The organism is Nakamurella sp. (genome assembly GCF_048594475.1).
Taxonomy (GTDB): Bacteria; Actinomycetota; Actinomycetes; order Mycobacteriales; family Nakamurellaceae; genus Nakamurella.
In genome coordinates this window covers 1-23043 of the sequence record NZ_JBMDXT010000218.1, presented here as the reverse complement: position 1 = coordinate 23043, position 23043 = coordinate 1, and the positions used below count along the sequence as shown (strand labels likewise).

The window sequence follows — 23043 nt, the reverse complement described above, 5'->3', positions numbered from 1 at the left end:
GTGGCATCGCTCATGCGCGCTGCGCCAACCGTCGCTCGAACTCCGCGTAGGCGACGCGCATGTCGTGCTCGCGGTCCAGCGTGCAGAACGGCAGCTCGTACGTATAGGTGTAGCCCGACGCATTGGTCGCGGTGCGTTCGTCCTCGTCGATCGCGTCGCCTTTGCGCTTCCACACCTGGATCACGCTGGTCGGCACGAGACGGCCGTTGGAGTCGTAGAAGTCGCGGTTGCGATCGTAGCCAAACAAGACGGGGAACTGGGTGCGGTAGACGATGCAGAGTTCATCGACGGTGACGCCGAGCATCAGGGCAACCAATGCGTCCACCTCGAGTAGTGCCTGTCTGCGCACCGCCCCGCGACGCAGCGCTACCTGCGAATTCCATTTGTGGCCCACGGCACCCAGATCCACTACCCAACAGGCCGGATTCGACCATGTCCAGGAGTCGGCTGCGAAGGAATTCGAAAAGGCCCCAGACCAAAGATCTCCGTATGCTTCTGTCAGCGCATTCAACCGTAGAGTACGCAGGATTAAGGCATCAACCAAGGGGTGCTCAAGATCGACCAACGGCAAGCGGTCGATCGTCGCATAGCGAATATTTGCTTTGGGAGAAACTCGAACTGAAAAGTCGCACAATAGCGAGCCCGTGAGCCCTGCGACCACCGCAAGTCGCCTGGCATCGACGGACGGTGATCCAAGGCAGAGGACCGCATCGATATGCGCACCTCCCGGCGGAATGATTGCAGTGATCAATGTTCGCTCGCCCGTGTTCGCCGCCATTTTTCGCCAGGCCACTCGAAAGTAGTCGCGAGATGGCTGTGGTCGGTCGTCGTCACCCCAATCCGTGTAGGCACAATCATAGCCATAACGATCACCCGAACGCTTGTAGGACGTTGTTGGAATGGAATCAGGTTGCAAAGCTTCCAGATCAACAAGCGACCAGTCAAGATTGTTACGCATGGTGCTATTCGGGCTCTTATAGTACGGATTAGCGACATGGAAGTGGGGTCCCTGCAGGATGACGTCATCCCAGGACGACGGCTCGCCCCACTCGACGTCAAATCTGCCCTTCTGACGATCGGTTGTTTCGTTCCACCCGCCCGAGAAGTTGAGGCCAAGACCGGCGATTCGACGTGCATGCGTCAGCTTGCTCACGACCGCTTCCACCGACCTGTTGACCGAGTAAACCATGCGAGCTTGTTCGGAAGGCACGCTGTCGGCATCGAGAATTTCGCGCCAAGACGCCAGGACCTTGATATCAACAAGAATTATTCTTGCACGGTGCGGCGTGACGTCCCATTGGCCAGCCTCGTTCTTCAGGCCGGGCACTGGTCCGCTGCCGTCATGGACTAGCGAGTGGACAGCGGTTTCCGGTCGATAAAGGGAGGTGGCAGTCCTGAATGCTGGATCTCTTTCGTACCCGTAAATATGCACTCCGAAAGAGACCAGGTGATGGACCTCGAACAGATGCAGCTCATTTATGAACTGCCAGTGCTGGCGCAATCGCCTGTATGATCCCCTTCGCAATCGGCCGGCTTTTTCGTCGGTGAAATGAGTCTCTGGATGGATTAGGCCGGTTATCCCATTTTCTGATGCATTGCGCCAGGCCTGCTGCATAAAGGCGCGATACAGATCCGGCCTGAGGCCAGCCGTGTAGGGGTAATCGGCGGGAGAGATTACGAAACTGCCAATGCATGCCAATTCCGATGCGCCGTTCACTATGATCTCTGAGGCGCCAGAATTGGCCAAGGTGCGACGCCGCATTTCGCGCACTTCAGATTGCGTGGGTCGGATTGCCAGGACCCACCAGGGGTCGGACTCCGCCATGAGAGCCTCGACATCGATGTCGGGTCGGACCCAAGGCGGGTTCCCAAGCTGAAGATCAAACCCACCCAGCTTTGCGAAAACCGTTGCGAACTCGAGCTGCCAGTGGAAGAAGCCCTGTTGCGTGGCGAGGTCACGACACACCCGCAGCCACGGATGGCGTTGCACGACGGTGTCGATCGGCACCGCGCCGGCGAGCAGCAGTTCGTTCTCCTCGGCCTGGCCGAGTTCGTCCCAGTCCCGGATTTCGCCGAGGGTGCGGTTGCCGCGCTGAGTGGGCCGCCGCAGTTCCGGGCTCCGACCGAGCACGGACTGCAGCCCAGCGATCCACTCCGCCAGGTCCGGCGGTGGGATGGGCTCCGCATCGTCGCTGTCCCGCTTCGTCAATGCGTCCGTGAGCGGCCAGAACCACAGCGCGCACCAGGCATCCATCACCAGCCGGAGGCGTTGGTAGGCACCGTTCGGGTCGGCGAGGGCGGCCTCGATCTGCTCCCGCTGTACCGCACCGCCGACCGGCAGGGCGTTCGCGCCCCAGACCGGGATGGAGCGACGGATCTCCCGCTCGGCGACCTCGAGCCGGCGAAACGCGAACTGCCAGAGCACTTCTACGCGGTGGGCGAGCTCGGTGAGGTCGTCGACCTCTTTCCGGGTCAGCTTGGCCTTGACCTTCGTGCGCCACTGCTTCAGCGCTTTCGCGGCGTCCGGTGCCAGCGCGACCGCTTCCTTGGCCTCGACCGCGGAGCCCCAACCGTCGGCGGGGAGCAGGAAGTGGTGGATGGCGCCGCCGAGGCCGCCGCCGACCCGCTCGTGCTCGATGTCGTCGACCAGCGAGGTGAGCGGCTCATCCCGCGGGATCGCGGTCAGCCACGCCTTCGACGACACGTCGGCCCGCGGATGCACTGCCCGGCGGGCGCCGATCAGCGAGTTACCGCGCCGCAGGTGCAGGCCGAACCAGGGTGCGGCCAGGCCCTCGGCCATGGTGTCGAGCCAGATGGAGATCTCGGCCAATTCGACCGCGGTGGCGTTGAGGTCGACCCCGTACACGTTGTGCAGCGCAAGGTATGCCTTGACCTGCTGCAGTTGGCGGGGGTAGTGGTCCGGGTCGATCCGCTCCCCCAGCTCAGACTGCCGGCGGGTCAGGTACTGCTCGGCGAGCTGGCGAATCGCCTCGATGGCGAACGCTCCGGAGCCGAGAGCCGGCTCGCACACGGTCATCTCAAGGATGTCGGCCGCCGGAGTTGTCTTCCCGTCCTGATCCAGCAGCTCGGCGAGGGCCTGGCCGACGGTGAACTTGGTGAGTACCTCCGGGGTGTAGTACGACGCCGATTGCTGACGTTCCCGGCCGGCGAGCCGGAAGACGAACCGGCCCTTGCGGTGCAGCACCGGTTTCATCTCATGGGTCAGCTCGTCCTCGTGTTTGACGAAGTCCTTGGCGTCGATGCCGTCGCTGCGCCGGACCGGCACCACCCAGGAGCCCTTCTCCGAGTTGCCGTCCTTGGCCACCTCGTACAAGTCCTCGACGGCGAAGAAGCCGGTGTAGGACATGAGGCCCTCATACACGGCGCCGAGCTGGTTGATGCCGAGTTCGGCGTAGGAGATGAATCCGCGGTCCCGGCCGCGCTTCTCCTTGCTGAGCAGCAGGTGCTGCAGCACCTTCTGCAGGGTCTGGTTGCCCAATCCGACCGCGTCGATGTGGGCCGTCGCCTCGGGCTTGAACAGGTCCGCCCGGAGCCCGTGGAACGTCAGACCGGCTCCGAAAGCCGCCTCGCTCGCGGCGGCCTTGGGGTCGCCGTCGTCGTCGGGGTCGAACACGACCGCCGGGGTGTGGCCGCGGTCGACCAGCCGGAACAGCGCGCCCAGCGACTCGTACAGGTGAGTCCCATTGCGGGCCTGCTCGGTGGCCAGCGTCACCTGCACGAGTTCCCGGAGCCGGTCCAGGCTGTAGCCCTGGTCGTATTCAGCGGCGCCGACCGGCAGCACCCCCAGGTGCGGGGAGGCCTCGGCGTACAGCAGGAACAGGATCCGGTACAGGAACCGCAGCGACTGCACGGCCAGCGGCTGCGCCTGGTCGGCGGGCAGCGGCGGCAGCTCAGCGGCCCGGCGGCGGTCGACCACCTCGTTGGCGATGAGCTCAATGGACAGCCGCACCCCGTCGCGCAGGTCCTTGGACACGCCGACCGTGTGCTTGACCGACTCCTCCAGGATCTGCTTCCACCAGACCTGGCCGTCGGCACCGGGCGCGACCGACGGTGCGCTCAGGCAGCACAGCATCCGGTCGATCTCGCCGGCCCGGGCGGCGTCGTTCCGCTCGCAGACCGTCTGCACGTCAACCGCGAGATACCGCCCCTCGGCCCACCTGTCGCGTTCCAGCAGCAGCACCCAGCGACCGGCCAGGACCAGCACGAACGCGGGAGGGTCGTCGTCGACGAACAGGGCGGACACCAGCCGCGACGCGGACGTCAATGCCGGCCGTTCCTCGTCCAACACCACAGGCCGGGTCAGCGTGTCGGCGTCCCGGTCGAGGATCGTCTCGACATCGAGGACGGGACGGGCCTGCACCAGGGCCACCGCAGTCCGGTCCGGTACCCCCGGTGCGCCGACCCGGGTGACCGGGCCGTCGACCCGGTGGTGGAGGCCGTGCCCGTCCCACTCCAGGATTGTGACCAGCGCGGTTCCGATCGCGGCGGCGCGTTCATCGGTGGCCGTGCCGGCGGTGCCGGCGGCGAGATCGGCGCCCAGCAGCCCGAGATCGGCTTCGAGCCTCTGCCGTTCCCGGGTGAAGCGGCTGCGCGGGGTCGGGCGGTCGGCGGCCGCTTCCTCGTCCCACTCCTTGCGTCGCTTGAACACCTCGGCCCGGAACGACCCCGCCCCGGCATCACTGCCGAAATAGTGCTCGGAGATCCACCCCTCCCCGACGACCAGTGCCGGCCACGCGCTCACCGCGCCGCCCTCCCGGAATGCCTCGCGCGCTCGGCGTCGCCGGCTCGGCCGCCGCGGCGAGCGCTTCGATGACTCGCTCGGAATGCCTCGCTCATAGCCGGCCCTCCTCGTCCGGGACGACGACCACCAGCGGGCGGACAAGTTGCCGGTCCGGGGCCATGGCCGCCACCAACTCCTGCTCCTGCCGGACGCCGGTCCGTTGCTGCTTGACCGCGCTCCGCTGGATCAGGGCGTCTGCCTCGAATTCCCAGCGGGCCAGTCGCTTCGACCTCTCCTCGACGACCTGGGCGACCCGGACCGCGGCCGCGTCCAGGGTGCCGGACATCGTGGACCGGGCCAGGTCGACCGCCGGGCCGATGAACTGCTGCAGGCCGGTCGCGTCGGCGACCGGACCGGGGTTGCTGCGTTCGTGCGCCAAGCCAAGGTCGCGCAGGGCTTCGGCCGCCGACGGGTGGGTAGTGACCAGGCCGAAGGACGGCGTTCCAGCGTCCGGGAACTCGACGGACAGCCAGCCGGTGGCGACCACCTGCCCGCGGCGGTTGGTCAGGGTGCCGAGCAGCAGCACGGTCGGGTTCTGGACGGTGCCGCGAACGGCGAACACCTGGTTGCGGCCCAGGGTGGCCAGGGCCCGGTCGGCGGCCCAGTCCAACACCGGGTGGAGCGGCGCGAGGAAATGCGCGTCGGGCCAGCCGGAACCGTCCCGGTCGGCGCTCGCCGCGGTCAAACGGTCCTTGCCGCGGGTGAGAGTGGTTGCCAGGGTGAGTTTCTCGGTGACCCGACGTTCGGCCAGGTAGGTCTGTGGCAGCACCTCCAACCGCTGGACCAGGTCCGGCGGGGGCACCAGTTGAGCGACGCCGAAGTCGCGGTCCATCGTCCACTGCACCCCACCGGCGGCGGCCGGGCCGGTCGGATCGAACGGTCCGGCGCGCAGCGCATCGTCGAGGTAATCGATCTCCTCCCGATACAAGCCGGTGCCCCGGTCGTCCTCGCTGTCGCCGCCGGTCACCGCGGCGTCGGGGGCGCCCTCGAAGTCGAAGTCGGCGAACCACGACGCCAGGTCGTCACCGTCGATGACGTCCTCAACCGGCCGAACCACCTCGTCCAGCGACCCCTCCCCGGCCAGCACGTCGCGGATGGCGTCCTCCTCGGCGCTGACCGAGTACTCCCCCATCAGCGAGGCGACGTCACCGAGGGCGGTGTGCGCCTCGTGCTCCTTGTCCATCAGCCGGGCCAGCACCCGCAGGTCGCCGCGGAACCGTTCGTGGCTGGGTTCGAGGACCAGAGCGGTGATCCGCGGGGACTCCCGCTGCCCGTACCGGTCGATGCGGCCGTTGCGCTGCTCGATCCGGATCAGGCTCCATGGGATGTCGTAGTGCACCAGCTCGTGGCACTGCACGTGCAGGTTGACGCCTTCGGAGGCGACGTCGCCGGTGACGAGCACCCGGATCTCCGACCCGGCCTGTTTGAACGACTCCATCAGGTCCTGCTGCTGGTCGTCGGGCAGCCCGCCGTGCATGATCCGGACGGCGTCGTCGGTCAGGCCGAGGTCTTTGGGCAGTCGTTTCTGCAGGTCCTTGAGGGTGGCGATGCGTTCGGCGAAGACCACCGCCCGGGTCGCCGATCCGCGGCCGACGCCGATCTGCCGCAGGTGCTGCACCAGGCGCAGGTACTTCGCCGACGGCTCCCGGACGGCGTCGGCGGTGAGCTTGCCCAGGTTCTTCAGTGCGTGCCGTTCGGCCTCGGCGTCGGCGGAATCGTCGAGGCGCTGCAACCGTTGCTGGATCGTCTCGGCCAGCGCGGCCGGCGAGGACAGCATCGCCTTGGCCAGGGTCCAAGGGAACAGGCTGCCGCGGGCGCCGCTGTACGGGGATCCCCCCGGGCCGGGGAACAGCCACCGGTCGGCCAGCTCGTGGGCCACCGCGTCCTCCGCCGGCGATGCGGGGATCAGGATGTTGTTCGGCGGCAGCCGCTCGGCCCAGTCATTGCCGACGACGCCGGCCACCTCGGGGCTGTGCCGGTGCCGCCGGACGACCAGGCGTTCCACGGCGTCGCGGGGCAGGTCCCCACCGGCCGGAACGGCCGCCGGGTCCAGCAGCCGGATCAGTTCGGCGAACGAGTCCTTGCGGCCGTTGTGCGGCGTGGCCGACGCGAGAATCAGTGCCTCACTGTTGCGGGCCAGGATGCGAGCCAGGCGGTTGTTCAGGGTCAGCGAGTTGGCCAGGTTGTGCGACTCGTCGATGACGACCGCGTCCCACCGCTGCTGCTGCAGGCCGGCGACGTACCGGTCCGATTTGAGGGTGTCGATGGAGACGATGACCCGCTTGTAGTAGGTGAACGGGTTGCGGGTGGCCGGCAGCTTCTGCCGGACCTGCTGGATGCCGGCCGAGTCCAGCCGGACGAACGGCAACGCGAAGCGGGCCCACATCTCCCGCTGCATCTGCTCCAGCACGTGCCTTGGGGAGACGATCAGGATCCGCTCGCCCCGGCCGCGGCGGACCAGCTCGGACAGGATCATCCCGATCTCCAGGGTCTTGCCCAGCCCGACGGCGTCGGCCAGCAGCACCCGGGGACGGATGTTCGACGGATCGAGCACCTTGCGGACCGCGGTCCGCTGGTAGGCCAGCGGGTCGGCCAGCGCCCGGGTCGACACCGTCAGCGTCGGATCGGCCAGCGGCAGCGGGGTGCGCCGGAACATCGAGTCCAGCCACACCCGGGACCTGCGGTACCGCGGGCTGTCGTCGGCGACCACCCGCGCCGCCCGCGGGTCGAGGGGGCGGATGTCGTCGAGGGACTGGTAGAAGCACGCCCGGGTGTCGCGGACCAGTTCGGTCAGCCCCTGCACGTGCACCAGCAGCCCGTCGGCCGTCTGTTCGGTCTCCCGGACCAGCCACTCCTCGTCCCGGACGACCACCACCGAGCCCGGTGCGATCGCGAGGTCGGACTCGGTCGACGGATCGGTCGTTGTCACCACCGCGCACCCCCCAGCTCGCGTCGGGCGGCCCTCGCCCCGGCCGATCGTATCGGCCGTGCTACGCGCAGCAACCGGCGAATCGTCGGTTGCTGCGCTCCGGCGCTCGTGCACGGATCGGACGGCGCCACAATGCGCTGTATGACACCACGATGCGCTGTCTATCGTGACGTCGAGGGTCAGCTAGTACGAAGGGGGTCACATGCGCATCACGCACGTGACCGCGTACAACTGGCGGAACTTCAAGCGACTCGAGTGACCGATCGACAATCGACTGTTCGTCGTCGGGCCGAACACATCGGGCAAGTCCAACCTGCTCGACCTGTTCCGATTTCTCGGCGACATCGCCGGTGCGGGCGGTGAGCTGTCCGCGGAGATCGAACGGCGCGGCGGGATCAGCAAGGTGCGCAGCCTGTTCGCCCGCAACAACCAAGGCGGCCGGCTGATCCTCGACCTGCGCCTCGGCGACGGCGAGGACCGCTGGCGGTACCGGCTGGCCATCCGCGGCGAGGGGGGCGCAACCGGCCCAACGTCGACGAGGAACGGGTCGAGAAGAACGGGGTTGTGATCCTCGACCGGCCGGACGCGGAGGACAAGGTCGACCGGGAGCGGCTCACTCAGACCCACCTGGAGCAGATCGCCGCCAACCAGCAGCTCCCGTACGGAGCGGACTTCATTGCCCAGATGAACGCTGTCAACTGTCCTCGCGACAGCCCAGCGCGACCGGCCGCTGCTGCAGGCGTTTGTGACCACTCGCGCACCGGAACTGCTCGATCACGAAGGGGTGCGGCCCGACGAGGTTCTGGTCCTGCGGGTCACCCCGGACGGTTCGATCGCCGACGTGCTGGCAGGCATCACGGACGCTCACGGTGAGCTGGCCGCGGAGCTGCCGATCTCCGACACCGTCAACGGCCTGATCGCCTCGCACGACCTGGCCGGCCTGATCGCCGTGGGCCAGGGCAAGCGTCGGTGATCAACGTCGTCGTCGACGGGTGAATCCGATCGCGAGGTGGCCAGAGCTGTCGTGACACACACGGGTCACTGGGTTCACCAGGTCCGCGTCGCGGGCGGCAAGACCAGGCTCGACCCGCTGATCCCGAAGTTCAACATCGCCGCCCGACACCCGTGGGTCGTCTTCCGCGACTCCGACTCGCAGTGTCCGGTCATCCTGCGCGCGCGACTCACGGCGGCCATCTCGTTGTGGCATCCCCAGTTCTGTTTGCGCATCGCCCACTCGATGTCCGAGGCGTGGCTTCTCGCCGACCGTGAGGGTTCGCCGACTGTTTCAAAGTGCCGTCCGCCGCCATCCCGCGCGACCCCGAGGCATTTCCCAACGCAAAGCATGCGTTGCTGGCCCTGTGCGGCCGGTCGCGGTCCAAGTCGATCCGGACGGATGTCACCGCCACCGGATCCCGCACCGACCCGCTGTACGTCACCCGGATCAACGAGTTCACCTCGACCGTATGGAATGTCGCCGAGGCATGACCGTGAGCGAGAGCCTGCACCGCGCGGCTGTTCGGATTCGTCAGATTCCGGCTGGCTCGGCGGTACGGTAGGCCGCAGCGTCTGGACGCCGTCGATACGCGGGCTATTGACTTTCTGCGACCGGTCCTTGTCCATCTCGCTAGGGTTGGACGCGAGCGCAGGGGGTGCCATGGGGTGGTTGAGGCGGCTTCTCGGACTCGAACGGCGGCAGGAGCGGCCACGGGTGGCACCGCAGCCACCAACTCCGCGCTTCGATTCACCGGCTCCAGCGGGTCCGTCGGGACCGCCACGAGAATCCCCGACGTCGAGTCGAACTCCGCGGGCTCCCGCGACGGATCCATGGTGCGATCGGTGCGACATGCGACGGGAATGGTGTGAGCACGGCCTTCGCGACAGGCGCGCAGGCGACGTCGTCTTCGCCACCCGCCTGGGAAGCACTTACCACGCCCGAACGGACTGCAATGCCCTGACCGTGCCGCGCGCGAAGTCGCTGGAGACCGGCCATGGCAATTCCAGAATGCGTCAGCTGTCCAGGCAGACAGCCAGGCAGGACGGACTGGAACCATGCCGAATCTGCATGGGTGGCACACCGTCATGGCGCCGATGATTGTAGATCCGGCCGGCCGACAGCCGTGGCCTTAGGTGTTCGGCGGGATCCGGTCCTGTTCACCCGGGAGTCTTCGAATTCCTGATCCACGACGGAAACGGTGTCCACTGCGCTGAGGAGGCGGAATGTCAGAGAGACCCCCTATCGTCCGCAGCATGAACAGAGGGGTTGGGATGGGGATTGGGCATGTGTCGAAGCCGGCGGCAATTCGGGCGGGTTTCGTGGAGTTTCTGCGGACCGAGTTGGTCGGTCCGGCCGGTGGGGAGCGTGAGCGGCTGCTGGAACCGCCGAATCGGCGGTACCTCATGGGCACCCTCTTCCCACCCGAGTTACGTCCGGGTTCGGACGTCGACGAGGTGGTCGTTGACGAGGTCGAGGGTGTCGTCTCCGAGGACCACACCGCGCACAACCCCACCGCGGACGACGCCGAGGACGAGGAGCCCACGACCACTTGGACCGGGGGCTTCCTGCCGGTCAGCATGGGTCTGTCGTTCTACACCGACGCTCCCCGGCTCACGGTGCAGGCCCGGGCGGCCCGATACCTGGTCGAGACGGTGGAAGGCACCGACGACAACGGCAAACGGACCCGGTCACGCGAGTGGGTCCGCGAGCCGCTCCCCGACGAGAACCTCGCCGTCGACGAAGCCGGCAAGAATCCGGTGTTCTCGGGCATGGCCTGGTTGGACGTGCTCCGGCGACCGCTGGGACGGGGCCACATGTTCACGATCACATTGCGCAACGCCGCTTCGGCCGGCAACGAGAACCCGGCTCGGCGCTGGGAGGAACAGCTGTTCCAGTGCGGGTTCTCTGTCGAGGCCGTCGAGGGGCACATCCTGGAATACCCGTCACCGGCCGCAGCGGTAGCGGACGACGAGGCCGACGAGCTCCGGCTGCGCTACCTCCAGGCCCGGGCCTTCGCGGTCGGGCACGGCTGCGCCGCGATGTGGGATACGCCAGCCCCGGGCCAGGACGCCGTCCGGTCCGTCCGGACCGAGGTGATGCCCTGGTACGAGGTAGCCCCGGTGACGCCGGACATTCCGGTCCCCGCCGATGTGCTCGATCAGCGGTACTGCACGGAAGCCCCGACCAATGACGTGATCGACGCAATGCGCGGCTTCGTCGACGCCTACGAGGGATGGTCGAGCCGGCTTCATGTCGACCGCTTCCATACCGTCCGGGAACGCGCGGCCGCCGTCCGCATCCGCGGCAGGATCAGCGAGGTCATCGGCCGGATGCGCAGGGGCATCGACCGGCTCGCCGGTGACGATCCTCAGCCGATGCAGGCCTTCCGCCTGGCCAACCGGGCGATGTCGCTGCAGGCGTTCCACGCGGAGGAGTCGTTGGCCGGGCGGCTTCGCACACTCGCTGAGCCGGCCGACCTGGCGGCCTCGGACATCAAGCGGCGCCGTTGGTACCCGTTCCAGCTGGGGTTCTTCCTCACCGTCGTCGACGACCTGGTCGATCCGCATTCGGACGACCGGGCGACCGTTGACCTGCTCTGGTTCCCGACAGGCGGCGGCAAGACCGAGGCCTACCTGCTGCTGGCCGCCTTCGAGATCTTCCATCGGCGGCTCAAGTACAAGCACCGCGGCGGTGGAACCACCGTGCTGTCCCGGTACACGCTCAGTCTGCTGACCACCCAGCAGTTCCAGCGGGCGGCCGGCCTGGTCGTCGCCTGCGAATACCTGCGCCGCAACGACGACGACGACCGGCTCGGCCGCAGTCCGGTGTCGATCGGCATCTGGGCCGGCGATGCGACCACCCCCAACCGATCGCACGACGCGATGGCCCACCTCGCCGCCATGAAAGAGGATCCCAAGCCGGACAGTGTTTTCCTGCTGGAGCGCTGCCCCTGGTGCGGCACCCAGATCGTGCCCGCCGGAGGCGTGAATGCCCCCGACCGTGCCTGGGGGTTAATCGACGACGGCGGGACCGTCCGCTTCCGCTGCCCACGGAGCGACTGCGAATTCCACGACGAGTTGCCGGTTCACGTCGTCGATGACGACGTGTACGAAGCCAAGCCCACCTTCATGCTGGGCACGGTCGACAAGTTCGCCGATCTGGCCTGGAACACCAGAGGTGGCGCGCTCTTCGGGGATCACGGGACCTACCTGCCGCCGACCCTGATCATCCAGGACGAGATGCACCTGCTGACCGGTCCTCTCGGCACCGTCGTCGCGTTGTACGAGCACGCGATCCAACGACTCTGCCAGTACGACGGCGCACCGGCCAAGGTGGTGGCCAGCACCGCGACCGTCCGCCGATCGGCGGAACAGCTCGTCGGCCTTTACGGACGCGAGTCCGGCATCTTCCCGCCGCCCGGCCTCGACGCCGACAACAGTTTCTTCGCCCAACGGGACGACACCCGGCCCGGGCGACTCTACGTCGGCATCATGGCGCAGGGTCACACGTCCGACACCGCGACCGTCCACACCGCGTCGGCCATGCTGCAAGCGCCCCGCGCCCTCGGCCTGACCGGTGACGACCTCGACTTGTACTGGACTCTCGTTGTCTACCACAGTTCACTGCGGGAACTCGGACGAACAGTCACCATGGCCGGCGACGACATCCCCAAACGGTTGGAGTCCCGGTTCCAGGGCGGCAAACGGTCGGCGGGCGAGGTGGTCGAGTTGACCTCGAATGTCGAACGGCACCGGCAGCCCGACCTGCTCCGCCAACTCGCCCAACGAGCGGGTGAGGCCGACGCGGTCGACGTGCTCGCGTCCACCAACATGCTGTCCGTCGGGGTCGACGTCCCCCGTCTCGGCCTGATGCTGGTCAACGGGCAGCCGAAGTCGACGTCGGAGTACATCCAGGCGACGTCCCGGGTCGGTCGCCGACTGCCCGGCCTCGTGGTCGGTCTGTTCCGCTCGACCCGCCCGCGGGACCGATCGCACTACGAGTCGTTCCAGGCCTACCACTCGGCGCTCTACCGGTATGTCGAGCCGACATCGGTGACGCCGTACTCGCCTCAGGCGCGGACCCGCGCCCTGCACGCCTCGTTCGTGATCCTAATGCGTCACCTCGCCGGCCTTGCCGCGGACAACTCGGCGGGGGCGATCGACGACCGTGCGGCCGAGGCCGACGGCTTCGTGGCGGAACTGGTCGCGGTCGCGGCCGCCGTGGACCGGTCGGAACAGAACGGAGTCCGGCGGGATCTCGAGAGCTTCCTGGACTCCTGGCGGCGGTCGGCCGCCGATGCCGACCAGTGTGGGGAGACACTGCGCTTCAGTTCGACGTCGAAGGGGAGCCCCCGGCTGTTGAAGGACTTCAACAATCCCGGCGAGGGCACGCCGACGATGCGCTCGATGCGCAATGTCGACCGCGAATCGGTCGTGCGAGTCCTGGGGAGCGAGAACAACTCGAAGAAGGCGAAGAAATGATAAGGCACGTCCGCCAGTCACAGACGATCTCGCCGTTCGGGGTCGGCGCGATCATCGACATCAACGGTGAGTCCTTCGTGCTCGCCGCCACCGAGGAGTGGCGCGGCGCTGAGGCGATCGAGTCGAAACGGCTCGCGCTGGCGCTCGACGCCGATTTCCGGAGCGCCCCTGCCGTCGATGGCGACAGGTTCCGCAGCGGCGGCCCGGGCCTACCGTTCGCCCGCTTTCCGACCTGGTTGTTCTGCAAGCACTGTCGCCGGATGACCCATCGTCGGCGTCAGGACGAACAGGTCGACGCGACCCCGACGTGCAAGTACTGCAAGACGCGTCTGGTGCCCATGCGCATCGTGCAGGTCTGCGAGAACGGCCACCTCGACGACGTCAACTGGGAGCATTTCGCACACAGCGCGAAGGGATCCGTGCCGTGCGGCAGTCCTGACCTGCGCTTCGACGTCGATCAGGGATCTGGCACCACAGGGCTGGAAAGCCTGGTGGTCAAGTGCGCCTCCTGCAATCAGCGTCGCAACCTGGGCCACATCACCGATCCCGACTTCCTCTCCCAGCAGCTCAAGTCCGTTTGCCGCGGCCGCAATCCGTGGAGCTGGGTCAGCGAATCCTGCGACGCACCACCTCGGGCCGTTCAACGCGGCGCCAGCAACGTCTATTACCCATCCGTCTGGTCATCCATCGAAGTCCCCAGTGACGACGAGAAGATCGGCAGTTCGGACGGATCCGAGGCCGTTCGCGCTTCCCCCTACTTCCTCGCCGCGTACGAGGCGTTCAAGGCCGGCAACGATACCCTCGCGTCGGTCCTGATCACCAACATCGCATCCGAGACGTCGACAAGTGAACTGTTCGTCCGTTCGGTCGTCAAGGCCGCGATGGCGGGTGGTGGGACGACCGCCCCGTCGGTGGATCGGGCATCCCTGGTGACCGGGGAGTGGGTCGCCTTCGACGCGCCGCAGGGCATGAATACCGGTGAGTTCATCTCGCGGCCCGAGCCGCTCGTGGAAGCCGGTGGCGCCGGCGCCGAGGCTGCGCTCGACCGGCTGATCGACCACGTCGTGCTCGTCGAGCGCCTCCGTGAGGTGCGGGCGTTCGAGGGATTTCACCGGGTTTCGCCGGACGAGTTGGACACGATGGTCCGGTCGGACGGTCGCCGACGTGGGCAGCCGGCCAAGTCGGGGAAGCTGTGGCATCCGGCGATCGAGGTCTTCGGTGAGGGGATCTTCCTCTCACTGGACGAGGAACGGGTCAAGGCATGGGAGCGCGACCCGGGTGTCCGACAGCAGGTCGAGGGACTGGCGACCCTCCTCGAGCCGCCGAAGATGGCGCCCAGGTTCCTCCATCTCGTCGGAACCAAACTGCTCCCCCGGTTCGTGCTCGTGCACACTCTGGCTCATCTGTTGGTTCGGCGGCTCGCCTTCGAATCCGGCTACGGCGCAACGGCGCTGCGAGATCGCATCTACGCGCAGAACGGACCGACGGCCATGTGCGGCCTGCTCGTCTACACCTCGTCCGGCGATGCCGAGGGAACCATGGGCGGGCTCGTCCGCCGCGGACGCCAGCCCGATCTGGCCCGCACACTACTCGAGACGTTGGCCGACGCCGCCTGGTGCTCGTCCGACCCGCTGTGCGGTGAACAGCGGCACAGCGGCAGCGAGGGTCTCTCGCACGCCGCCTGCCACGCCTGCGCCCTGGTCCCCGAAACCAGCTGCGAATGCGGGAACCATCTGCTGGACCGGGTTCTGCTGATCGGCGGCGACGGCGTGCCGGGGTTCTTCCAGGACGTCATCGCCCTGACCCTCGAACAGGCCGTCGCCGCCAACTCGACATGATCACCTACGAGCAGCTGACGCCGGAACAGGACGCCGCGCTGGAAGCGCCACTGGATCGGCCGCTGGTCGTCACCGGGCCGGTGGGCTCCGGGCGGTCCACAGTGGCGATGTACCGAGCACTGATCCGCGTCGCGATCGGTCACACCGCGCTGATCGTCGTCCCGGATTTGCTTCGGAAGTTCCGCCTTCTTGCGTCCCTCGACGACCGGGTCGGCGATCGGCTCCGGGTGGTGACCGCCGGCGAACTGCCGGGACTGCTTCTCCCCGGGACCGGTCCGGTACGACCGACCGACAGTGACAGCTGGGTGCAACTGACGATGCGCGCTGTCGAGCGCGACATCCGCAGCGTCTCGGGAGGCTGGGCCGTGCTGTTCGACGACGCCCACGATCAGCCGGTGCGCGCGATTGAGTTCGCGCGGCTGTTCGATCCGGCGGTCACGATGACGGTGGACCCGGATGTGATGGTCGTCGGGGACAACGTCGATCGTCGGACCACGGCGAAGTGGGTCGACGGGCAGGGTTGGAACCGCATCGGGCTGGGGTCGTCACACCGGCTGCTACCGCCGGCCGCGCGGTTGACCGCGGGCCTGCGCGGACGACCGCAGCAGCCGACCAATCGGACGTCGGACGAACCGGCGCTGTGCCTGCTGGCGTCGAACCCGACGCTGCTCACCGCATTCGTCGCGCGGCTCGCCCGTCGGGACAAGAAGCAGCGCATCGCGGTCGTCGGCCTGCACCAAGAACAATTCGGCGAGCTGAGTGCCCGGATGCGCCGGGCCGTCGACGAGCGGTTATACCTCCCACTATTCGGCGGGGTCACTCGACCACCCACCAGCAAGAGCGCCGGGCCGGTCATCCAACTCTCGGAGGATCGCTGGGTCCGCGGCAACGAGTTCGACGTCGTGATCGTCGCCGGGCTCGCCGACCGCCTCGACCGCCCCGACAGCGAGCATCTGGTCGATGCACTCACCCGCGCCTGCGGGGCGGCGCAACGGACGATCGTCTTCGCGACAGAGGACCTGGTGACGCCGCGGGTCCTCGCCGGGCTGCCCGACGTCGATCCCTTGACGCTGCAGATTCACCGGATCCAGGACGTGCTCGCGGCCCCGGCCGTCCCGCGACGATCGTCGAAATGACCCGGGGAACCGGCCGGGTCCGGATCAGCGCGTCGGCCGGTCGGTTAATGCACCAACGATCCGGTCGGCGGCGACATCGGGCGCCTCGTGTTCCCACACCCTGACGACGAGCCAGCCCAACTCGGTCAGGTGGTCGTCGGTCGCCCTGTCCCGGATCACGTTCTGGTTCAGCTTGGCCGACCACCAGGCGCCGTTCGCCCGCGGCGCCGTCGCGTGCATCGGACAGGAGTGCCAGAAGCAGCCGTCGACGAAGACGGCGACCCGTTTGCGAGTGAAGGCGATGTCCATCCGGCGCCGCGGCATCCCCGGCACCGCCCACTCCTTGCGAAATCTGAACCCGCGCCGGTGCAGCTCACGGCGTAGGGCCAGCTCAGGGGCGGTGTCCCTGGTGACCTGCCGAGACATCCGCGCGGACACGTCCGGCGTCGTCGACAACCCCACCCTGCCCGTCGGGTCCGACATCGGCGGGGCGTCGGTGCCGGGAATGTCGGTGTGGCCGGCTACCATGCGTTCGTGCCTTCGATCACCAGTTCGTCCTCGGACCCGGCCGAACAGGATGACCGATCCCGGAAGGCTCGCACCCCGATGACGGTACTCGACCTGTTCGCAGGTGCGGGGGGTCTCACCGAGGGCTTTCACAAGGCGAGTGGTTTCCGGTCGGTGGCGGCGGTCGAGCTCGACCGCGATGCCGCTGCCAGCTATCGGGCGACGTTTTCCGATGTCGAGGTCCACGCCATGACAGTGCACGCCTGGCTCGAGTCCGAGGATGTCCCGGAGGTCGATGTCGTCGTCGGCGGGCCTCCCTGTCAAGGCTTCTCCCTGTTGAACCGGCGCGACGAACTGGACGATCGCAACCGACTCTGGCAGGACTACGCGCAGGTCATCGATCGATCGCGTCCTCGGTACTTCGTCCTGGAGAATGTTGCGACATTCCTGAAATCGCCGCAGTTGGCCGAGCTTCGGGAGTCCACCCGGAAAGGCGGTCTCCTCGCCGACTACGACGTCGAGGCCGCGGTACTCAACGCGGCCGACTATGGGGCTCCCCAGGCACGTCGTCGGACGATTCTCATTGGCCACCACCGTGACCTTGCCGCGCCCGGCATGCCGAGGGCGAGCCATGTCGGACGGCACCGCACCGTCCGATGGGCACTGAAGGACGTGGCGGCCACCCTTGGCGGCGACGATCTACCGGCCACTCGGACCACGACCGCGGACGGAACAGAGCGACCCGGGGTCTTCCGCACCGTTCAGCTTCACCTCGGGCGGCATTACGAAGAGGAATCACGGAGACGCATCCGGGCGATTCCAACGGGCGGCAACCGCTTCGACCTGCCCGACGACCTGAAAGCGCCGTGCTGGCGAACCCACACCAAGGGCTCCGGCGATGTGATGGGGCGTCTGTGGTGGGATCGACCATCGGTCACCATCCGAACGGAGTTCTGGAAGCCGGAGAAGGGCCGGTACCTGCATCCGGAAGAGCACCGGGCCATCACCCATTACGAGGCGGCATTGCTGCAGGGCTTCTCGCCGCTGCGGAAATGGGTCGGCACCAAGACCTCGATCGGTCGGCAGATCGGCAATGCCGTTCCCATTCCATTGGCGCGGGCGATCGCGCGACATCTTGCCGGCCAGGACGAATGATCCCTCGGACCTGGGCCGTCTCGATCAAGCGGCGGTCATCGCGTCTCGAAGCGCATTCTTGACCGGATCTTTCCGCAGTTTCTCCAGCGCTTTGGACTCGATCTGGCGAATCCTCTCCCGTGTGACGCCGTATACAGTCCCGATCTCGTCCAACGTGTGACGAGACCCATCGGCCATCCCATAGCGGAGCCTGATCACCCCTGCTTCCCGCTCACTCAACCCCCCAACGATGAGCTCCATGGCATCGCGCGATTCGCGCGACGCAACGAATCCGTACGGATCGGAGCAGTCTTCGTCGCAGACGAAGTCAGCCAGAGCGGAGTCCCCACCATCGCCGACACAGCGATCGAGGCTGACGGGCATTTGGGCACACCTTTCCAGTTCTCGAACCTTCTCAGTCGTCAATCCACTCGCGTCGGCAACCTCATGCAGGTACGGGTCACGGCCGAGCGTGCCCTCCAGTTCATGTCGTATCCGCCATAGCTTGTTGATCTCCTCGACGGCGTGTACCGGGATCCGAATCAGTCGACCTTGGTCGGCCATCGCCCGATTGATCGCCTGTCGAATCCACCAGGACGCATAGGTTGAGAACTTGAATCCCTTGGTGAAGTCGAACTTCTCCACGGCATGGATCAGTCCGATGTTGCCTTCTTGGATAACGTCCAGGAAGTCCAGACCCTGGCCGCAGAAGCGCTTGGCGATGCTGACCACCAACCGGAGGTTCGAAAGGATCATCCGCTTCTTGGCCTCGGCACCGCGCTTCTGGACTGCCCTCAGATCCGACGGCAGACACACGCCCGCGGATACGCGCTCAGCAACCAGACCGTCCAGCAGCGCGCCGGCATATTCACCGGCCTCGATCCAACGGCCGAGTTGGACCTCATCCTCGGCGGAAAGGAGCGGGTATCGGCGCATCTGACCCAGATAAAAGCCGATCGAGTCCACCTCATCGAGGAGGTTGACATCGACAAACTCTGCGTCTTCCCGATCCAAATTTTCGCCATCATCGGCACCGATCGGCGGGAGGTCTCCTTCCTCGTCCACTTTGAGGACCGAAGCCGCGAGCTTCTCGACGGCGCTGTAGGAAGCGTCAGTGGGAGACGGATCGAATCTGTCGAACGTCGGGACCGCCTCGTCGCCCGGAGTGACGCCGAACAGCCTCGCCAGATCGTGTCGAAAAGTGTCGGCGTCACTGGCGCAGACGGAGTGAGCCCGCGCCAGCGCGAGCAGGCGCGCATTTGCTCGACCGGGTCGATCGATTTCCTCGGCGGTCCGGGAGAGGAAAGGCGTATCCACACCGGTCTGGATTGCCTCCCCACCGGGCGACAATTCGGCCTTTTGCTGCTCCCGCGCGGGTCTGTCGCCGGGTCCCCTCTCCGCGGGCCCGCTGTTCCCGAAAAGAACGAGACCCGGGAAGGGAGGCGTTTCACCGACCGCAGCGTTCCCGATCTCATCGATTCGGCGGGCCCCCGGCGCAGGCCTGGCGATGGCCGGAATTGCCCCCGAGGCGCCGGGTGAGTCCGCTGCTGTCACCGCCGGCGGGGTCCCGGTCCCTTGGACCGTGGATACGACGCCGGTATCGATGATCGTCCACTCGTCGACGATCGCAGAGCTCGACGGTGTTACAGCTCGAGGATCGGCAGCAGCGGTCATAGGCGCCGGGTCCTCCGAGGCTGTCAGCCTCGATTGCAGCGGAGGATGCAGTTCCGCCTGCCGAGCGCGCCACATTGCGGCGAGGTCCGGTGAGCCGTCGCCGTGGGGTGGAGTGACAGCCAGTGCCCGCGCCCACTGCGGCGCCGCCGCGCCGAGCCGGCGGTGCAACCTCACCAGCCGCATTGCCTGCGGTCGAATCGAGATCAACCACTGAACTCGCGCGGTCGCCTCCCGCCATCTGGCCGGATCCGCCCGGTCGACCGCCTCACGCAGCTCCGACCACACCCGGGATGATCCATCGGGATCGGCCGCCCTGAGCGTGTCGGCGAGCGCGTCGAACTGCTCGGCGATGGACTTCCGCTCGGCGAGTACCCCGGCGAATTCGACGATGGACGCGGCTCGGTCCATCTCGGCAGCCGCGCGAGGATTCATCGCGTGAAAGCCGTTCACGCGCAATCGGGCGATGATCTCAACGCGACGAGCGGCCACCATGATCGCCAACCGCATCGCGCCGATCTGCCGCAGAAATTGAACAGTGTCGCCCGGCCAAGGCATTGGAAATCCGTGTTGCCGTGCGACATGATGCCAGCGCTGCAGAAGGTATTCGATTCTGCGGGAGCGCCACGCCGCGGCCAGACAGGTGTCGATCTCGGCCACCGTAGCCGGGCGGTGACCGTCCACTTCGCAGGCTGCCAAGGTACGACGCGACGCACGGTCGAAAAGTCCGACCCTCGAACCCGCGACAAGCCGTCCTCGGATCTCGGCCATGTCGTTGAGCCAGTTGTCGTCGATCCCGGCCCCGAAGCGAACACGGTGCCCCCGGAGGTTGGACTCGAGAGCCTGGATGTCGTGGATCATCGAGTTCAGCTCTTCGATGACGACAGCCCAGTCTCGAATTCGCCCGGGCTCTTCGTCCAATCTCGCGATGAGAGGGTCGAGGATGGCGTCGCGCTCGGTCCTGAGTCTGTTCCGTGCCGTGGACCGGAGCTCCTCGGCCAACGCGCGCATCTGATGCGATTGGGCCCCGGCGATCGCTTGGGTCGGAACCCCCATCTCCTCCAGGCGTCGGAGCCCGACGCCGCGGTACCGAGCCGCGGCGATCATCTGCTCGAAGCGTTCGGCCGTCGGCAACGAACCCGCGTTCGGCAGACTCCGTGTGGCCTCAACGGCCCTCTCCAGGCCGATCGAGCCGGTCAGCGCCAACAACTCTTCGAACTCGTCGTTCGTCATCGGCGGAGGCCCCTCGCCGATGAGATCAGGAATGCTGTGGATGCTGGGGTTCAGTACCTCGGCGTTCCCATTCGGCTGCGCTCGGCTCACGTCACCCCCGAGAAACGTAGTCCCCGCATCTCGATCGGCCCGCCTGCGATCATCGACACTCCCGACCGATCGCCCCCCGCTCATTGCCGACCTCCCAATCATCAACCCAGAACATCGATTCGCTCGTCACTGGAATATAGGCGTGCCCTCCGACAGTGACATGTGTGTTCCGATGGGAACGAACACTCTATCGCCGCCTACGCATTTCTCGCCCTCGGATTCGAACATGGTTCCATAAGGCGATGCCCGCTCCTCTCAGGAGAAGGCCAGCCATCGAGGATGGTGGCCCCTTAAGCGCCTGCGCCGCGCGGGACGTGGCCAGCACGTTGCGAGTCGTGGCCGGCCCCCGCGCCGGGCGCTACGACGGATGAACCGTGGCAGCCGATGCTCAGCCAGAGGGTGGATGACGAGTTCAAGCCCACTGCCGTCAGGCTCCAACTGACCGCAAACCGCCCGATGGCCGATCGCTGTATGAGTATGTCGTGGGGAAGCCGATCGGCCATCACCGCAGCAGGTGGTCGAGGCTTCGTTCCATCACCGCGTTGCGTTCGGCTTCGATCGAGATGCCCTCCGGTCCGAACCCGAGCAGCAGCGAGTGTGGCGTGGCGATCGCAGGTCGCCACTGTCTGGCCACGTTGGTCATCCAGCGGGTGGATCTATGGGCCATGCAGGGCGGTAGCCCGCGTCCGCGAGCCACGCCCGGGCCCGCCCGCGCTGCCGGTCGTCGACATACCCGTACCACCGGTCGAGTTCGCCGGACCACCGGGCCAGCACGTCCTTGAACCGGCGGAACGCCCCACGACCGTCGATCGCGATGCCCAACCGGTCAGCGCGGTCGCGGTCGTCGACGGTGCCAGTGAACTGCACCATGTCGCGATACCCGGCGCGGGAACCCTCGCAATGCACCCACAGCCACCAACCAGGGTCGTCGGACTCGTCCTCGTCCTCTTCGCCGGTCTCCCGTGCGTAGTCGATCGCCGCCTGCGGGCCACACCTGGCCGGTCAGCAGATCCACCCGGGCCGCCACCGAACGTCGGGTCGCCCTCCGGCACTCCGGCCACAACGGCGACCCGCAACTGCACACTCGCGTCACCGTCGCCAACCGCGTCCAGGGTCCGGACGGACGGCGGCGGATCCTGGACTCAGCCATTCTGCACAAGGCCGCGGTCGCCTACTCCGAGACCTACAACCTGCTGCTGGCCGACGAGATCACCCGCCGAACCGGCCTGACCTGGGACCACCGCGAACGACAGGAGCAACCGCCGCGCCGCCCGCGAACTCACCGGAGTACCCGACGCGTTGATCGCCGCCCACTCCCAATGATCCGCCGACATCGAAGTCGGCGTCGACACCACGATCACCCAGGTGGTGCTCCGGGCCGGGCGGCGACCCAACACGAACGCGATCAACCGGATCCGCCAGCACCTGACCCTGACCAACCGCGACACCAAGAACGCACCCAGTCTCGCAGAATCCGTCCAGCAAAGGGCTCAGACCGCCGCTCACGTTCTCGATCATGACGACCCGGCAGCCTGGGCGGTGGTGGTCACTGGTGCGGCGGCCGCCACGCTCCCCGCCTCGGGCGCGCGGCGGACGTGTCGAGGAGACCGTGACGTCGATCGCGGCGGATGTCGTCGACTCGGTGGCCATGGCCCGGTCGACCTGGACTACTGGTCACACTGGCGGTGGCGACGACCGGACGCAACCCCCCAGCACACGCATCAACATGATTACGAAACGCTCACAGGAGAGGTCCAGCAAGGGCTACTGGCCCCACCGTGGAATGTCTCGCGTTGAGTCATCTGGTGACGTCCGCGATATGCAGCATGACGTATGTGTTGTGGCGAGTTTTTCAAGATCATCTCGCCACGTGATTGGACCAAGACGTTGACCTGCACAAACGTGGGGCGAGAGGGGCTCGAACCCTCGACCTGACGGATTATGAGTCCGCTGCTCTGACCAACTGAGCTACCGCCCCGGCGAAGACCCTACGTCAGCCGGGGAGTCGGTCGACGCTCCCCTGGCCCACCGCGGAGGCGGACCCGCCCGCGCGCCGCGCGGATGCCGGATCCCCACCGTCGAACAGGGGGACTACCGGCCGCGACGCATTGAATCGCCCTGGATTCGCTGGAGGCTCGGGGTTACGCAGCCTTCCCGGTCGGGGTGCTGGTCTGCTGACGGTACAGCTGCTCGTAGGTGACGGGTGGCAGGTAGTCGATCGAGGAGTGCAGTCGGCGGGTATTGAACCAA

Annotated in this window: 12 protein-coding genes, 1 tRNA gene and 1 pseudogene; 7 read left to right on the top strand and 7 right to left on the bottom strand. The window is 67.0% G+C overall.

Features of this window, described 5'->3' with window-relative positions; genetic code table 11:
* Positions 1-10: 10 nt before the first annotated feature.
* Both ACOJUF_RS10275 and ACOJUF_RS10270 read right to left on the bottom strand, forming a co-directional pair.
* On the bottom strand, positions 11-4762 hold the full coding sequence (locus tag ACOJUF_RS10275; RefSeq protein WP_420121756.1) for a class I SAM-dependent DNA methyltransferase: 4752 nt from the start codon (positions 4760-4762) through the stop codon (positions 11-13).
* A 91-nt stretch (positions 4763-4853) separates the two neighbouring features.
* Entirely contained in the window at positions 4854-7730 is a 2877-nt protein-coding gene (locus ACOJUF_RS10270) for a helicase-related protein (RefSeq protein ID WP_420121755.1), read from the bottom strand.
* A gap of 262 nt (positions 7731-7992) precedes the next feature.
* On the opposite strand from ACOJUF_RS10270, the pseudogene ACOJUF_RS10265 reads away from it, so the two are divergent.
* The 5 genes and pseudogenes from ACOJUF_RS10265 to ACOJUF_RS10245 all read left to right on the top strand — a co-directional run bounded on the left by ACOJUF_RS10265 (position 7993) and on the right by ACOJUF_RS10245 (position 16179).
* Positions 7993-8703, top strand: a pseudogene (locus ACOJUF_RS10265) (AAA family ATPase).
* 317 nt (positions 8704-9020) lie between these two features.
* Entirely contained in the window at positions 9021-9215 is a 195-nt protein-coding gene (locus ACOJUF_RS10260; protein ID WP_420121754.1) for a hypothetical protein, read from the top strand.
* Positions 9216-10043: 828 nt separating this feature from the next.
* A complete protein-coding gene (locus tag ACOJUF_RS10255) occupies positions 10044-13205 on the top strand; it encodes a helicase-related protein (protein WP_420121753.1) in 3162 nt (1053 codons plus the stop codon).
* Positions 13202-15043, top strand: a complete 1842-nt coding sequence (gene drmB / locus ACOJUF_RS10250) for a DrmB family protein (RefSeq protein ID WP_420121752.1) — start codon at positions 13202-13204, stop codon at positions 15041-15043. The genes ACOJUF_RS10255 and drmB overlap by 4 nt, the downstream gene beginning before the upstream one ends.
* Positions 15040-16179 (top strand): hypothetical protein, encoded by a 1140-nt coding sequence (locus ACOJUF_RS10245; protein ID WP_420121751.1) that lies wholly within the window; start codon positions 15040-15042, stop codon positions 16177-16179. Before drmB ends, ACOJUF_RS10245 begins: the two co-directional genes overlap by 4 nt.
* Positions 16180-16203: 24 nt before the next feature.
* Here the strand turns inward: ACOJUF_RS10245 and ACOJUF_RS10240 are convergent, their stop codons facing one another.
* Positions 16204-16641, bottom strand: a complete 438-nt coding sequence (locus tag ACOJUF_RS10240) for a very short patch repair endonuclease (RefSeq protein ID WP_420121750.1) — start codon at positions 16639-16641, stop codon at positions 16204-16206.
* Between the two features lie 123 nt (positions 16642-16764).
* On the opposite strand from ACOJUF_RS10240, the gene ACOJUF_RS10235 reads away from it, so the two are divergent.
* A complete protein-coding gene (locus tag ACOJUF_RS10235; RefSeq protein WP_420121763.1) occupies positions 16765-17820 on the top strand; it encodes a DNA cytosine methyltransferase in 1056 nt (351 codons plus the stop codon).
* Positions 17821-17844: 24 nt separating this feature from the next.
* Here ACOJUF_RS10235 and ACOJUF_RS10230 read toward each other — a convergent pair whose 3' ends face one another.
* The 3 genes from ACOJUF_RS10230 to ACOJUF_RS10220 all read right to left on the bottom strand — a co-directional run bounded on the left by ACOJUF_RS10230 (position 17845) and on the right by ACOJUF_RS10220 (position 21663).
* Positions 17845-20793, bottom strand: coding sequence for a sigma-70 family RNA polymerase sigma factor (locus ACOJUF_RS10230; RefSeq protein WP_420121749.1), 2949 nt, complete (start codon positions 20791-20793; stop codon positions 17845-17847).
* 502 nt (positions 20794-21295) lie between these two features.
* The gene (locus ACOJUF_RS10225) at positions 21296-21436 is read right to left on the bottom strand and encodes a hypothetical protein (RefSeq protein ID WP_420121748.1); all 141 of its coding nucleotides are present in this window, start codon (positions 21434-21436) and stop codon (positions 21296-21298) included.
* Complete coding sequence (locus ACOJUF_RS10220; protein ID WP_420121747.1) at positions 21433-21663, bottom strand: UPF0158 family protein; 231 nt, start codon at positions 21661-21663, stop codon at positions 21433-21435. Before ACOJUF_RS10220 ends, ACOJUF_RS10225 begins: the two co-directional genes overlap by 4 nt.
* A 92-nt stretch (positions 21664-21755) precedes the next feature.
* On the opposite strand from ACOJUF_RS10220, the gene ACOJUF_RS10215 reads away from it, so the two are divergent.
* Positions 21756-22313, top strand: a complete 558-nt coding sequence (locus ACOJUF_RS10215; RefSeq protein WP_420121746.1) for a relaxase domain-containing protein — start codon at positions 21756-21758, stop codon at positions 22311-22313.
* Between the two features lie 383 nt (positions 22314-22696).
* On the opposite strand, the gene ACOJUF_RS10210 is transcribed toward ACOJUF_RS10215, so the two are convergent.
* Positions 22697-22771 (bottom strand) — tRNA-Ile (locus ACOJUF_RS10210).
* Positions 22772-23043 lie beyond the last annotated feature (272 nt).

What these genes read in the sequence shown, in the direction of transcription:
- drmB (WP_420121752.1), top strand. Translation starts at nt 13,202, where the DNA reads ATGATAAGGCACGTCCGCCAGTCACAGACGATCTCGCCGTTCGGGGTC.
- ACOJUF_RS10245 (WP_420121751.1), top strand. Translation starts at nt 15,040, where the DNA reads ATGATCACCTACGAGCAGCTGACGCCGGAACAGGACGCCGCGCTGGAA.
- ACOJUF_RS10240 (WP_420121750.1), bottom strand. Translation starts at nt 16,641, where the DNA reads ATGTCGGACCCGACGGGCAGGGTGGGGTTGTCGACGACGCCGGACGTG.
- ACOJUF_RS10235 (WP_420121763.1), top strand. Translation starts at nt 16,765, where the DNA reads ATGACGGTACTCGACCTGTTCGCAGGTGCGGGGGGTCTCACCGAGGGC.
- ACOJUF_RS10225 (WP_420121748.1), bottom strand. Translation starts at nt 21,436, where the DNA reads ATGACCAACGTGGCCAGACAGTGGCGACCTGCGATCGCCACGCCACAC.
- ACOJUF_RS10220 (WP_420121747.1), bottom strand. Translation starts at nt 21,663, where the DNA reads ATGGTGCAGTTCACTGGCACCGTCGACGACCGCGACCGCGCTGACCGG.